Source organism: Candidatus Margulisiibacteriota bacterium (genome assembly GCA_041650635.1).
Lineage (GTDB): Bacteria > Margulisbacteria > WOR-1 > JAKLHX01 > JBAZKV01 > JBAZKV01.
Window position 1 is genome coordinate 1 of sequence record JBAZKV010000022.1, and the last position, 14,440, is coordinate 14,440.

13 protein-coding genes are annotated in these 14,440 nt (G+C 49.9%); 4 read left to right on the plus strand and 9 right to left on the minus strand.

Going from position 1 to position 14,440, the window contains the following annotated elements; genetic code table 11:
• Window positions 1-147 precede the first annotated feature (147 nt).
• Window positions 148-858, minus strand: a complete 711-nt coding sequence (locus WC490_06545) for a M24 family metallopeptidase (GenBank protein MFA5098264.1) — start codon at window positions 856-858, stop codon at window positions 148-150.
• Window positions 859-863: 5 nt separating this feature from the next.
• Window positions 864-1,298 (minus strand): type II 3-dehydroquinate dehydratase, encoded by a 435-nt coding sequence (gene aroQ / locus WC490_06550; GenBank protein ID MFA5098265.1) that lies wholly within the window; start codon window positions 1,296-1,298, stop codon window positions 864-866.
• A gap of 108 nt (window positions 1,299-1,406) precedes the next feature.
• On the opposite strand from aroQ, the gene WC490_06555 reads away from it, so the two are divergent.
• Together WC490_06555 and WC490_06560 are read left to right on the plus strand one after the other, a co-directional pair.
• Entirely contained in the window at window positions 1,407-1,997 is a 591-nt protein-coding gene (locus tag WC490_06555) for a septal ring lytic transglycosylase RlpA family protein (protein MFA5098266.1), read from the plus strand.
• A gap of 65 nt (window positions 1,998-2,062) precedes the next feature.
• Window positions 2,063-3,148: a hypothetical protein gene (locus tag WC490_06560; protein ID MFA5098267.1), complete on the plus strand. Its 1,086-nt coding sequence runs from the start codon at window positions 2,063-2,065 to the stop codon at window positions 3,146-3,148.
• Window positions 3,149-3,152: 4 nt separating this feature from the next.
• Here the strand turns inward: WC490_06560 and WC490_06565 are convergent, their stop codons facing one another.
• A complete protein-coding gene (locus WC490_06565; GenBank protein MFA5098268.1) occupies window positions 3,153-3,806 on the minus strand; it encodes a hypothetical protein in 654 nt (217 codons plus the stop codon).
• A 118-nt stretch (window positions 3,807-3,924) separates the two neighbouring features.
• Between WC490_06565 and WC490_06570 the strand changes: the two genes are divergently transcribed.
• Window positions 3,925-4,770: a hypothetical protein gene (locus WC490_06570; GenBank protein MFA5098269.1), complete on the plus strand. Its 846-nt coding sequence runs from the start codon at window positions 3,925-3,927 to the stop codon at window positions 4,768-4,770.
• A 50-nt stretch (window positions 4,771-4,820) separates the two neighbouring features.
• Here the strand turns inward: WC490_06570 and WC490_06575 are convergent, their stop codons facing one another.
• Window positions 4,821-5,582: a hypothetical protein gene (locus WC490_06575; GenBank protein MFA5098270.1), complete on the minus strand. Its 762-nt coding sequence runs from the start codon at window positions 5,580-5,582 to the stop codon at window positions 4,821-4,823.
• Between the two features lie 235 nt (window positions 5,583-5,817).
• Between WC490_06575 and WC490_06580 the strand changes: the two genes are divergently transcribed.
• Complete coding sequence (locus WC490_06580; GenBank protein ID MFA5098271.1) at window positions 5,818-7,365, plus strand: glycoside hydrolase family 130 protein; 1,548 nt, start codon at window positions 5,818-5,820, stop codon at window positions 7,363-7,365.
• Here the strand turns inward: WC490_06580 and WC490_06585 are convergent, their stop codons facing one another.
• The 5 genes from WC490_06585 to WC490_06605 form a co-directional block, all read right to left on the minus strand.
• A complete protein-coding gene (locus tag WC490_06585; protein ID MFA5098272.1) occupies window positions 7,366-9,609 on the minus strand; it encodes a glycosyltransferase family 4 protein in 2,244 nt (747 codons plus the stop codon). It lies immediately after the preceding gene.
• Window positions 9,610-9,611: 2 nt separating this feature from the next.
• Window positions 9,612-10,337 (minus strand): hypothetical protein, encoded by a 726-nt coding sequence (locus WC490_06590; protein ID MFA5098273.1) that lies wholly within the window; start codon window positions 10,335-10,337, stop codon window positions 9,612-9,614.
• 47 nt (window positions 10,338-10,384) lie between these two features.
• Window positions 10,385-11,371 (minus strand): HAD family hydrolase, encoded by a 987-nt coding sequence (locus WC490_06595; protein ID MFA5098274.1) that lies wholly within the window; start codon window positions 11,369-11,371, stop codon window positions 10,385-10,387.
• Complete coding sequence (locus tag WC490_06600) at window positions 11,368-13,095, minus strand: TIGR03768 family metallophosphoesterase (protein ID MFA5098275.1); 1,728 nt, start codon at window positions 13,093-13,095, stop codon at window positions 11,368-11,370. Before WC490_06600 ends, WC490_06595 begins: the two co-directional genes overlap by 4 nt.
• Window positions 13,096-13,202: 107 nt before the next feature.
• Complete coding sequence (locus WC490_06605) at window positions 13,203-14,390, minus strand: potassium/proton antiporter (GenBank protein ID MFA5098276.1); 1,188 nt, start codon at window positions 14,388-14,390, stop codon at window positions 13,203-13,205.
• Window positions 14,391-14,440: the final 50 nt, after the last annotated feature.

The window sequence follows — 14,440 nt, forward strand, 5'->3', positions numbered from 1 at the left end:
TGATTATTTCGTCTACGATGTCACAGCCGTCAAAAACAGACAGGGTCAGCAGAAGTATAGGGTTTCCACCCAATTCAAGAAAAAGCTTGCCTTCCTCTGTCTTCATGCGGGACCCGGAACCTCCTGCCGCTATTATCGCCGAGGTCCTCATTTTGGCGCCTTTGTCAGTATTTCGTGCCCGTTCTTATTGACCAACACCATATCTTCTATCCTTATGCCGAACTTATTCTTAAAATATAAACCCGGTTCGATCGTGATAACCTGGCCGGATTTTAATCGCACGGGCAGGCGGCCGCCTGCCCCTATCGATGATATCCTGGGCTGCTCGTGGACTTTCTTTCCTATCCCATGCCCTGTGCTGTGAGTAAAATACTTTTCCATGCCGTATCTCTTAAATTCTTTACGGACAGCTTTATCTATATCGGCCACAGCAACCCCCGCCTTGACCATCTTTATGGCCTTTGATTGGGCAGATCTAATGATATTATATATTTTTTTCATAAGGTTGGGTGCGGGGGACATTGTAAGGGCAGAACATTGTTCTGCCCTTACGAAAAACATCCTGGTTATATCCGAACAATATCCGTCGTAATGCACCCCGATATCGATCATCACAATATCATTTTTGCGGATAACCTTTTTTGTGGCATAGCCGTGGGGCATGGCGGACCTTTTGCCTGAGGCAACTATTATCCTGAACGACTCGCGGTGACCGCCTCTTTTTTTGATATGCTTTTTAATTTCCAGCGCGGCCCTGTGCTCTGTCATCCCCCGCTTTATTAGATCGGGGACCAGGCTGATGACCTCATCTGCAATGCGGGCAGCGGTCCTTATCCTTGGAAGCTTTTCTTTAGGCATGGGCCTTATTTCAAAATTGCCGCGGCGGCTCTAAGGCCCAGAAGATAGCTGTCGGCGCCAAAACCTGTTATCTGCCCGGCGCAAACAGGCGCAATGACCGATCTTTGCCTGAATTCTTCCCTGCTGTAGATATTGGAGAGGTGGACTTCTACCGCTGGCAGTTTGACCGCAGAGATGGCATCCCTTATCGCCACACTGTAATGAGTGTATCCGCCGGGATTGATAACGACAGCCGAAAAGCCGTCCTTGGCTTTTTGAATAGCGTTTACTATCTCCCCTTCCACATTGCTCTGGAAGGTCTCTATTTCCACCCCCAATTCCGAGGCCAGTTTGGCCAATCCGGAATTGATCTTATCCATCGTAACGTTGCCGTACTGGTCTACTTCGCGCTCCCCCAGGAGGTTCAGGTTGGGCCCGTGAATAATAAGTATCTTTTTCATTGATTTCTCCTTATGATGATATAAATATATCACAAATCCCCAAAAAACGCTTTCACACTGAGATCAGCCCCGGTTTTTGGCGATAAGTTATATAGAGGGGGATACAGCATGACAAGCACATCACAAATAACGGGTTATATTGCAACGCTGTCTAACGCAGCCAGGTACTTGCAAAAAGCACGGCCTTTCTTATCCTTAAGCAATCCTACCAGGCTGGCCATCATAGGAGCTATGCAATGCATCGGTAATGCCGTTGATATTTCTGCTATCACCCAAGCGCTGATAACAGCCGACAAAGTTGTCCAACTGGTAAAGGAACTCAAACAGTCTATCCCTCCTGTTTTCTGCACCGGAAAAGCCACTCACTATTCAGCCGCGAGAGGTTCCGAAACAGCCAGCGGCGAGGGCTACAACCCTGATATTCTTGCCGCCGCGTACAACGGAACTCCCGGGAGGGAGCTTCCCTGTGGCAGCATCGTCAGGGTGACCAATCTTGCCAACGGAAAGAGTGTCGAGGTGAAGATAAATGACCACGGCCCCTGGATAATCCGCAGCAGTAGGGAGAAAATACCCTATCCTGAAGGCGGACGCAGGATAGACCTGACCCCGGCAGCCTTTTCAAAAATAGCCGATCTTGGAACGGGGGTTCTAAATGTCAGAATAGAAGTAGTGCAACTCGGGAGCGGAAGACAGTTTTGAGATCATCACCGATTTTCCCCGATGTATGTACGATGGGGATTTATTACAAAAGGAGGGCTTATTAGATGGTATCTTCGACAGAACTGCTTCTTATAAAATACGGAGTGACAGGACCTTCCGGCACGATCAATTACACAAATCCCAGGTTCAAGAAGATCGATGCCAACCATAACGACCAGATAAGCACGGAAGAAGCGTGGAAGTATCTCTATGACAACGCCCGCTCGTTTTCGCCCAGCATGCCGCCCGTGATCAACACCCTTCTGTCTGAACTTAGATCCGGGGATGCCGGCACAAGGATAAATGCCGCGGTAAGACTGGGCAGAATGGGCGCTACGGGAGCTATCCCTTCCACTCTTGCGGCAAGAGTAAAATCGGAACTCACAGCAATTATCAACAAAATGAACCGCACGGGGGCTTACTGTGAACCCGCCGTATTGAGAGCCGCAGCGCTGGTTGCTTTGGGCAAAATAGGAGGAGCCGATACGTGCAGCAAGATAATAGAGGTCCTTACAAAAAGATGGGGTCCCCTTGCAGTCAACGAAAGCGTCCTGGTCATGCGTGAAGCAATAAGAATGATAGGAGTTATGACACTTAACGGCTCAATGCCCTACACAAAAGCCGAAGAAGCGCTGAGCTTTATCAGGAACCAATACGGTGTTAAAGTAGATTGGCCAAAAGACCTTAGGACTTTTGCTTCCACAACCCTGGTTAATTTGCGCGCTGAAAAAGGATATTACCGCCTCCCGGACCAGACCTATCAATACAGAGAAGGTTTTCTCTGGCACAGGAAAGCATCAAGGACTGTTTCCATGGACCCGTCCAATGTTAAGGATGAGCTTTACGGCATAGAAATGTATTATGACGAGCAGATACAAGACTATGTGCCCAAAGTATTCCATACTCATGAAAAGATCTCTCTTCAGCCTCTTACAGACGATGAGGTCATGAAAATACAGGCGGCTCTGTTCCTTGTAGGAAGGATCTCGGCAGAGCAGATGAAGGTCTATGCCAATCGGAATGCCTGCTCAGCCGCTGTCAGGATACTTCAAATGGACCACGGAATAAGCGGCGGCGACGGGGGCAACAGGTTCGGAGTCGGCACTCTGGGAGCGCTTAAGGAAGAAGCGGCTAAATTCGCGGGACGCTGACCGGCTATTTTGAAGGCGTCTTTGGGACCGGAGCAAAATAATACATTTTGCTCTCCCCCTTAATGTTCAACTCCAAAGCAAGAGGATACTCCAGCTTAAACCCGTGGTAAAAGGCCAAAAAACCCTTTCTTGAACTATTGGCATAGACCGGCCTGAACTCAAAGTAATTCTCTATTATGTTCTGCAGGTTGGACCCCAGATATGAACTTGAGGGCAGACTGATCAGGGAATCGACGGCGGACACCGCGCCCTGTATCGAAGGGTTGGAAAGGCTGAACCCTTTTGGGTCTATCAGCTTTTTTTCTATCTGATAAAGGTCCTCTTTGGTAATAAGCTTTATGGGTAAAAGGTCCCTGCCGTCATAAAGTTTAAGACTGTATTGCTCCGGCTCGATATCCTTTCCTGTTTTGTTCCTTATCTCAAGCCCGAGAGCAAGCAGCTCTTTGTAACCGAATACTGCAAAGGCAGCGTCATGATACCTGCTTTCTATCACAAAATACTGCTCTCCGTGCTTTACTATCTGCTTAAGGCCCTTAGGCTGAAAAACATAATAGCGGTCAATATCTATTGTTTTAGGCAGGCCTCTGTCGCAGCCGGTCAAAGCCAGAGCGGCCATCATGCCTGCTGCCACAGCTATCAGAGCGGTTATCCTTTTCATTTTACCTCCCGGACAGTTTCACCAAGATTATAGAACAACCCGCCTGTTTTGGCAAGAAATCACATCTCAGCCTGAAATCAAAGGTAAAAAGTGACGATGATCTATCGGAGGTTTTTTTATGCGCGTAGTTCCTTCGGCACAGACAAGATTTTCTATCGCCAACAGGCTGTCTTCTGCAGCGGGACACTTGTCAGGGGCGGCAAACCGACTCGGGCTTGTGCGGCCAAATGTGTATGAACACGACCTTGGGCAGTGGAGACACTTTTACCGCAACGGGGCCACAAGGCTCGCCGGACTGCTTTGCCGGGAAGCAGCGGAGCGCCCTGTCACCGTTATGGTGGACGACTTAAGAAACCTGTCGATAGAAGGCAGGCTGCTTCCAAGGTTCCCATTTATCAACGATGAACTCCCTGCAGGAAGGAATTTTTCTTTTTTTGTTCCGCAGGGCGCAACACCAAAACAGATAGATCCGTCACTGCTGTACTTTATGTCCTGGCTGCCTGCGGTATCAAGGGACATCACAAAACCAAAAGTGACCTATGAGCTTCTCAATGGTACGGACAAAAGCTTTGAACTGCAGCTGCCTGAGCAGAACGCCTGCCCTTTTGTCTGCCAGGCGGACGAGGAAGGTTTTTTTCCCGGACATGAAACAGACATAGCCCTGTTCTCTTTTGAAAGGCGCCAAATCACTCTCGAATACGCCCTGCTTCACATCCCCGTGCCTCTGCATGTAAAGCTTGGGGGAAAAGTCATCATGGTGGGCGATTTTGTTAAGAGTTCCTATCTTGACGCCTCAGCAAGAGGAAAACTTGCAGTTAGGACAGCGGTCCACAACCCGTGGGAAAGCGGGCTCGAAGCTCTGGACGAAACTTTTTTTATCGGAGACCTTTCGACCTTTATGAGCGGGGTCTTATACGGCGATCCTTACTCCCTCATCTCAGTATTTCCCACGATCGGAGAATAAAAAAACCCCCCGGAAAACCGGGGGGCTGTAAACGCTTATCCGAGGCTTTATCAGAACGCGTACCTGTAGCCGATCTTAAGGTCTATACCTTTAAGAGCTGCCGCAGTGTCAGCATACTTCAAAGCTCCGTATCCGAGTTCGGCGTTGATGATACCGAAGTCAGGTACATTGTAGTTGGCGCCGAGGTATGCCTCTGCACCCCACTTCCCTGTTCTTCCGGCATTCACCTTCACCGGCAGCAGGTATGCACCGCCTACATAGTAGGACAGCGGCATTCCCAAAGCTGACAGGTAGTCGGTGATGTCATAAATGGCTCCCAGCTTCAAGCTGATAGCCTTCATGTCATCAGACCCTGTCGGGTTGGTGCCTGCAACATAGTTGCCGCCCACCCTTACTTTGAGGCCTGTTGCTCCGATGCCTGACAGATCGTAGTCGAGGTTGCCCGCAACTCCGAAAAGCCCTGCATCAAGCCCTGCGTTAACACCGAGGGTCATCCCCATTCCTGCAGCCGCCGGTGCCGCCTTTGGGGCGGGTGCCGGTGCAGCCGGAGCCGGTGCTGCCGCAGCAGCCTCTTCTGCTTCTAATTTTGCTTTCAGCGCTTCCCATCTGCGCAACGTTCCCTGCTTTTCCGCCTGCATCTGCTTCATCTTGACGGTATTGCCCTGTTTCCTGAACTTGATGATCTTAGCATCAACAACTTTCAGGTAGTCCCTTACCGCCTGCTTTTCCTCTTCGAGGGTTCTTGCAAAGGAAGAAGCGGCAACTGTTGCGACAAAAGCGATAGCCAAAAGCACTGCTATTGTCTTTTTCATTTTGTGGTTCTTCCGGTTTTTAGATTTTCGGGTTCCCGGGTTTTCTATTCCGGAGTATCCTAGTTTCCTCCGCAAACGCTTCCCGTTCTTCCGCGTTCTGATGGTAACCGGTCGTTGTTTCACCACCTTTCAAGTCCATCAAAACTCCTTCAATCATACCCCCTGCCCCCTGTTTTTGTCAATACCCGTTCTTTCTCCCTTGCCATATTACCCAAATGTATTATAGTATTAAGGCATGACCCCATTTTCCCTGTTCAAACAGCAGCCGAAACATCCTTTCTACGAGGAAGAACGCAACATATATGTGGGCAACCTCAACCTTGAGGGGGACCAGCTCAAAGACCTGCATCACCTTAAGGGCATCTTTAAGCGCATTCTTCACAAAAGAATAGACCGCTTCCACCCTGACAACAAAAGGGTCATCACCAGATTCCTTGAGATAGGCAGCCCCTCCCATCTGCGCTCGGTCATAAAAAGAGCAGTTGAGCTTGGCAAGGAAGAAACCCAAAAGAGGACAGCCGAGGTCATAAAAGAATTCTCGAAAAGACACCACAACTTCGAGGAAATACTTATGAAGAACTACCTGAGAGTGGAGGGGATAGCCGCCTCTTTCGGCCATTTTCTGTACAGGGAAAAGAAGCTCTTCATCGGCTCTCTTTTTACGCTGGAATATTCGCATGAATCGACCAGCCTCTTTAATCCTTCCGTTGTCCTGTATCCCAAGCAGAACGACCTGAAAGAAGGCCAGTTGAGAGTGGTCTTCTGCTTCAGGGCCACGGGAGAGGGGCACATATCCTCCATAGTGTTCAGAAGCGCGATCATAGAAAGCAATAACGACATATATCTTGAGCCTGTGAGCCGCTTTGCCGCCACCCCTGACATCATTATGGACCCCAGCTATGACAAGGACAACTTTATTGAAAAGCTAAGGGACCTTAACTCCTATGACGATGCCGCGGCTTCGGTCATGGGGCAGTTGGGAGACACTTTTACCTACAGCGAACTCATGGAAAAGCTAAAAGACCCCAGGTCCCGGCTCAAATGGCTGGCAGACTGCAACTACGAGGTCCACTTTCCTGCCGACAGGCTGATCTCTGAAAGGGTCGTCTTCCCCGTATCTCCCAGCGAGAGCAACGGGATGGAGGACGCAAGGTTCGTACGCTTTGCAAAGGAGGACGGGACCTTTACCTATTACGCCACTTACACCGCTTACAACGGCTCGGCCATCCTGCCAGGGCTGCTGGAGACAAAGGATTTTCACCATTTCAAGATAAACACCCTCAACGGAAAATTTGCAAGGGACAAGGGCATGGCGCTTTTCCCCAGAAAAGTGAACGGAAGGTATCTGATGGTATCCCGCGCCGACGGGGAAAATCTTTTTCTTATGTATTCGGACAACCTTTACTTTTGGAACGAAGCCGTCAAACTGCAGGAGCCCCGCTATGCCTGGGAAATGGTAAAGATAGGCAACTGCGGCTCTCCTATAGAGACCAAAGAAGGCTGGCTGCTTTTGACGCACGGGATCGGCCCCATGCGCAAATACTGCATAGGAGTGGAGCTGCTGGACCTTAACGATCCCTCCCGGGTCATTGCAAAGCTTGAAGAGCCTCTGATAAGCCCGACGGAGGAAGGCAGGGACGGTTATGTTCCCAATGTGGTATACAGCTGCGGTTCTATCCTGGTAAGGGACAAACTGATAATCCCCTATGCTTCTTCGGACTCTGTTTCAAGCATCGCTATCATCGGCGTAAAGGAGCTTTTGGACCGGCTGCTGAAGCGCTGATCACTCCAGGTCTTCTATCTCGTGCTCTTCCATCATAGCAAGCAAAGCCAAAAGAAATGATATCGTGCTTTCCGCACCCTGGTTCAGGCTGGCCCCGCCCTTCATAAGCCCGTCGGAACAGCCTTTGGAAGCGATGTCGTACATCGGTATCCCAAGGTCGTTCTCTCCCAGGAACCAGTCAAAGGCCGTCTTCATCTTCTTCAGATAGCCGGTGTTGTGGGTAGTTCTGTAGGCAGACTGAAAAGCCATCACCATAGCGGTCACATCTATAGGCTGCTGGTCAAACTGCGCTTTTTTGCCCCCTTTGCGGTACCAGCCGTCGTTGCCTATCACCGAAAGGATGCCGTTGTTAAAGGTCAACTTTTCAAGAAAAGCAAGCGAGGCCTCGGCGGCTGAAAGCAGGCTTTCGTCCCTAAGTATCCCGTAAGCGTTAAAGAGCGCCATGGGCAGGACCGCGTTATCATAGCAGAGTATGTCCTCGAACCAGTCCCAGCCCGGCTGTGCGTGTTTCTTGTACGCTTCTTCCAGTTCCAAAGCCAGTTTTTTTAAAAGGCTGTAGGCCTGCTCGTCCGAATTAAATGTCCTAAGATAGCAGGACAAACCCAGGGCCGCAAAAGCTTTTCCTCTTAAGTTAAGCCCGGAGATCATGTTAAAAGACCTTCTTATCAGTTCGGCGGCAAAAGACCTGTAGGATTCGTCCTTGTTCCTCCAGATCAAAAATCCCAACGCCCAGACCGCCCTGCCGTTGGAATCATCGGAGCCTTTTTCTTCCAGCAGGTTCCTTTTGTAATCCATAAAATTGGCAAAGGAGCCGTCCTGCTTTTGCATATGTTTTATATAACCGCAATAGACCGGCAGCAGTTCCTGAGCCGCCTCCTCTTTGAGCAGGAAAACAGCCCATGCGGCAACCATGATCGCCCTTGCGTTATCATCCAAGCAGTACCCGGTGCTTCTGTCCGGTATCAGATACTTTGCGTGCTGTATGATACCGGTGTCATCGGTCAGCCTCTTGATGTGCGACAGGTCAAATTCCGGCAGCCCCATCGTGGAAGTGGACTTGGGGTAATGCAGATAGACCGCTTTCTTTTCCCCCGACACCTTTGACAGCAGTTCGGCGTATCTGGAAGAGACTTTTTTCCAGGTCATCTGCCTGCCGAACCCATAGGTCCTTGCCTGAAGTTCTTTTAATTTTTTCTCGTCCTTGAGCAGCCCCAGCAGCAGCTGTGAAAGCTTTTCGCTGTCGTTAAAATCAAAAAGCAACCCCTTGTTATCGCAGAGCATTTCTTCCGCGTACCAGTAAGGGGTGGACAGGATCGCGTTGCCCGCCCCTATCGCGTAAGAAAGGGTCCCGCTCACCACCTGCGCCTTGTTCATGTAGGGCGTAACATAGATATCGGAGGCGATCAGCCACTCATAAAGCTCTTCCAGCTTTACGAACCTGTCGTCAAAGATCACATGCGGTCTTAAATTGAGCTTGCCGACAAGCTTGACAAGGCTTTCCCTGTATCTTTCCCCGTGGTCCCTTTTGACATGGGGATGGGTCCTGCCCAGGACCACATAGGTCAAATCCGGGAACTCTTTTACCACCGGCGGCAGCGCCTTTATGACGGCCTCTATCCCCTTGTTGGGGGAAAGCAGACCAAAGGTCAGGATCATTTTTCTGCCTTCAAGTTTGAAGCGCTTTTTGTAATGAGAAGAATCCAGAGAGGTAAAATCGGGTGTGCCGTGGAATATCATCTCTATCTTTTCGGCAGGGGCTCCGTACACTTCCTTTAGGAGCTCTATGCTCTTTTTGCTCATGACCACGACCTTGTTGGATCTCTGGATAAGTTCGGACATTATCCTTTTCTGGTTGGCATTGGGCGTTTGAAGAACTGTGTGAAAGGTCGTAACCAGCGGCACCGTCAGTTTGGACAAAAGGGAAAGTATGTAGATGCCGTCCCAGCCGCCGAAGATGCCGAACTCATGCTGGAGGCAAACCACCTGAGCATTGCTGGTGTTTATTATGTTGGCAGCCTCGATATAATCCTTTTGCCTGTTCTGGTTGATAGAAAAGATGACTTCCTTAGGATAGTCGTAGAGCTTTCCCTCATCGTTGAGAGCTATGGCAAAAACACTTGACTTGTCCGAAAGACTCTTCATCACGGCCTTGCACAGGTCAGCTGTAAAAGTGGCTATGCCGCAGACCCTGGGAAGGTAATTGCCTATAAAAGCAACATTAAGGTCCTTTTTGCGCTTGAACATCTTTAGAAAGCCGTCGCTGTCCCTAGCTTGAAGTTAAGGCCTTTAAGGGAAGGTTCGCTGTCCGAATACTTTATCCCGGAATAACCTGCCTGCATGTTAAAGGTGGCAACATCCGCAAAAACATAGTTTAGCCCAACATACGCTTCTATCCCCCATTTGCCGGCGGCGGCATCGTTGACCTTGACCGGGAACAGATAGGCCCCTCCTATATAATAGGAAAGCTTTTGCTGGGGAGATACAAAGATATCTGTCAGGTTCACCAGAGCGCCGAGTTTAAGGTTTATCACCTTGACAGGAGCCTGCACCGGGGTCTGATCGGCTCCGCTTGCAAAGCCGATGCCCGTCCTTATCCTTACTCCGGTTGCCCCGAGGTTTGTTATGTCATAATCCAGGTCGGCTGATATCCCAGGGATTCCCGCGTCGTAACCTGCGTTAAGGCCAAGGAGCAGCCCTGATCCTTCTCGGACTTTTACTTTTTGTTTTGCGGGAGCAGCGGATTCTGCCGGCAAAGGGGCTGCCTCCGCACTGACAACAGGAGAAGGTTCCGCCGCCGGAACTGGCATCGGCACCGGTTTTACAACGGGAGAAACCTTTGCTTTAGGCGTCGGTTTAACAACTTTTTTTACCGGTTTTTTTGCTGCGGGCTTTTTCTTGGCTGCCGCAATTGTTGCAGCCGAAAAACCTGCGATCAAAAGCAACGAAAGAGCAAGCGCTATTAATTTCTTCATTATTATGATATCCTTCTATATTCTCAGCCGCCCGACACAAAATACTATCATTTCTCCCCAAAAGAGTAAACAGTTCTCCAGTCCTTCTTCATGTCAACTACCGTCCAGCCATTGGCTTTAGCCATGTCAAGGCCTTTGTCCAGTCGTCCGACCGCGGACTTGCGGTCATAAGCCCACTCGCGCTTGGCATCGGTATGATGAATGTACATGCAAAAAGAGGGGCCGCTGCCGGCAGCAGTCCACTGCATCATCGGCAGGTCGCCGTCCGAATTGCCGAACGAGGCGATCGGCCGTCTGCCGATGCGGGATTGTATTCCTAAGGGTTTCCCGTCCCTGTCGTTGATAAAGCCAAGCTGCGGAAGAGCAACGATCACAGGTTTTCCGTTGCGAAGCTCAAACTTCATCTTCAATTCACTGCCAATAACCTGCTCGGGAGGAATGCCGTAAACTTTTTCGGTCCACGGGAGCATGAATTGCCTGTCGCCGCCCGAAACAATGTAGGTCTTAAACCCGCTGGCTCGCAGGTAAGAAAGCAGCTCTATCATCGGCTGGTATACCATTTCCCTATATAGTCTCTTGGTCTTTGGATGTCTTGCCTTATTGATCCAGGCAGCCGCCACTTTTTCAAATTCCTCGGTGGTAAGCCCTTCCTGCGCGGCTACAAACATTTCCATAAGCGCCTTATCGCCGATAGAAAAAGCGGACTTTAAATCTCCTTTGAGTATTGAAGCAAAAGGCTGTTTCTTTTTCCACTCCGGGTGCTTAGGGGCAAGAGCCTTGATGCGGTCAGCGGCAAAGTAGTATTGAAAATATACCGGTTGCTCCGACCAGAGCGTACCGTCATTATCAAAGGTGGCAATACGTTTGTTTATTTGTACAAAACCGGGAGAGACAGGTTTTGTCACCTTTTCAACAAATGCAACGATGGCTTTCTTTGGCGCTGTGTTATTCCAGGACGGCAGAGGATCAACTGCAGCAAACGATGTGTTTGCTGTCAGCAGCAGGATTAGAAGAAACTTTAACGGGCCTCTCATTTTAATTTCGCCCTCATTTCCGGGCTCAATTGCTTAATAAGCTCTGCATTATAGGAACCGGTCGGCATCGGCTTTATTGTCGGATCTTTAGTCGGATTATAACCGTATATGTTAGCGCCGGTTATCTGCTGCGCCGCAACGGCATATTTGCGCGATCTTGCCGCGGGAGTCCCTTCTTTGACCGAAGGATCAACATTAGTTGTGACTATCGATACCGTGTTATCGCTGTTAAGATAGAGCTCAAAGGTACGCAGCTGTTGCGGAAAATCCCTAAGGGACGAAGTTTCAACTCCCCAAAATCCTTTTTCTGGAGCATTTGGATCAGGAGACTTAAAGGCTTTTACGGTATTTAAATGACGGTGCCCCGACAACCACATGAGCAGATTAGGATGGCTTTGAAGCTCGGCTATCAGCCCCGGCAGGGTAACTGCGTTTTGAGGATCGGTCCACCAGCCCATTTCGGACCTTGGAGCTGTCTCTTCTACTCCTATCGGCACATGCGCTGCGATCATCATGAGCTGACCGGCGGCATCACCGGCGGCCAGTTCTTTTTTAAGCCAGGTCCAGCGCTCCTGATCAAGAAAGCCATGCCCGTGGACATCGTAAGAGCCGTCGTTATCCTTTTGAGTATCATCAAGTACTATCACCTTGAGCGGCACGGATGACTTAGGCACAAAACTGTAGCAGGCAAATCCCCTGTCGGCATCGGCTTTGTTAAAGCCATGCCCTGAAGGTTTTGTTGAAGTATTAAAGAATTCCTTCATCCACTCCCCTCTTAGAAGCGAACGGCGGTTTGGGTCGGCCGCAACTTTTGGAACATCCTTAAAGCCTGTAACAGGTCCGGCATATTTGACATCACCGTAAGGGGTGGAACCGTCAACAACTCCCATATAATAATCAGGACTGTTAATGCCCAACGGATCCCTTAGGATATCTCCCATGGCAATGACTTCACTGGACACATAGGACTGGCGGAGATCTTTTCTGGGACCATAGTCAACGGGGATCGATCCGAGCCAAAAATGATCATGGTTGCCTATCGTCTGGTACCAGGGGATGGACTTATCAAGCCCTGCCGCTTTATAAGGCTTTTGATAATCTATCTTATCAGCCCCCAGATGAGCGCCAGAACTCGGTGTAATTACCTTGCCATCAAGAACATCGATATACCATCTTGTTTCGTTGTATTGCGTGCTATTTCCAGCATCTCCCAAAGACAGGCCAAAATCAAACGGCTCCTTTTTATGAAGAGCATTGATGGTTTGCACTGCCGCATCAAGGACATGCGTTGTATACAGCATGACCCCGGAGTATAGAGAAGCGCTGATCGACAAGGCCTTATAAATGCGCGAAAGAAATATCCCCTGATTGGGAGCCTCTTTGTCCGTTATATGAATGTCAGAAATAGTAAAGAACCTCAGAAGTTTTTTCCTTCCGGCAACTGACGGAGATCTATAACCGGCCGGCATGATATCTGTACGCACCGCGGCTTTGGCAGGAGCACCATAGGTCCAGTTCCCATAGCCGTATCGGTCATATTTTGAGATCTCATCAAGCCGGATCTTTACCGAAGGTCTTGGCCCGGGCACTATCGTCCGCTCAAGAGTTGTAGAAACCCTCGGATCGATAGGATATCCTCCAGGCGCAGAGCACCCCGCCAGAAAAAAGGTCAGCATCCCCATCACCAACACTAAACCGGCTTCTGCTAATTTGCGGACGGTCATTATAAGACCTTCTCTCTGTTAATTCTGGACCGCGACAAAAGGATTTTACCTTGTAAGGAACACTATGTAAAGGAATATTTGCTGATCTTGTACGGCCAACAGCTCCACTATTGGTCTTCTGAGGCTGGAGCGGAGGCGTCCGCAAGGCCCAGCCTCTGGGCAACCCGGTTTATCGTTATCCCCTGAAAAAGAAGAGAAAGGACAACGGCAAAAAAGATAATATTGAAAATATCCCTGCCGGCCTCAATTCCCGCAGCCACAGGATAAGTGGCCAGAACTATCGGGACCGCACCTCTTAGTCCGCTCCAACTGACAAAAACCTTCTCTTTTATGCTGAAGTTGCTGAACGCGGTGCACAGCAGGACCGCAACTGGCCTGGCTATAAAAGTGATGATGACAAAAAGCGCCAGCCCCTGGACCCAGATAACACCGAACTCTCTCGGAAATACCAGCAAACCCAGGATGACAAAGATGGCCGCATTGGCAATGGCAGAAAGCGCTTCAAAAAATGCGGAAACGGCCGCCCTGCGGTGAAGCACTTTTGAGTTGCCCATCACATAGCCTGCAAAGAAAGCGGACAACATTCCGCTACCCATGACCATATCGGCCGCTCCGTAGGACAAAAGCACGATGCCTATCGTGAACAGATAAAGATATCCCCTGTCCAGGCTCCTTATGCGCTCAAAAATATAGCAGCCGGCAAATCCTATCAGCAGGCCTATGCCTATGCCGGAGGCGAACTGCCAGAAGAGGGTGCTGCTTACCGCAAAGGGGTGCTGCATCTTGTCCCCGATCAGGGATACCATGACCATAGTAAGAACGATCGCCATGGGATCGTTGGTGGCAGATTCTGTTTTTGTCAGCATCTGAAGCCTGGGATTGGTCATAGGGAACCTAAGGATAGAAAAAACAGCGGCGGCATCCGTTGAAGAGATTATGCAGCCCAGCAGCAGCGCATGATAGAGCCCGTAGCCCAGCACCGCATGTAGTAGAAAGCCTGTGACACCCGCAGTGAGCGCCACTCCAATGGTAGAAAGCGCAATGGAGGGCCAGAACACTGCCTTAAGCACATCTTTTCTGGTGCCGAACCCGCCGATAAAAAGCACAAAGACAAGGCACAGGTCCGCGATCTGCTTTGCGAGCATGGAGTTGTCAAAATAGATCACCCCGGTAACATCGCTGCCAAAAAAGATGCCTGCCGCCAGCGCTATCGCCACCAGGGGCAGCCTCCACCGGCTGACAAGTTTGGCCGCCATCACTATCGAGATCAAAATAAGCGCGGATATAATGTACATGTCTTAATCAAAGCAGATAATGCTGTTATTGTCCAGACCACCCTTTCTAA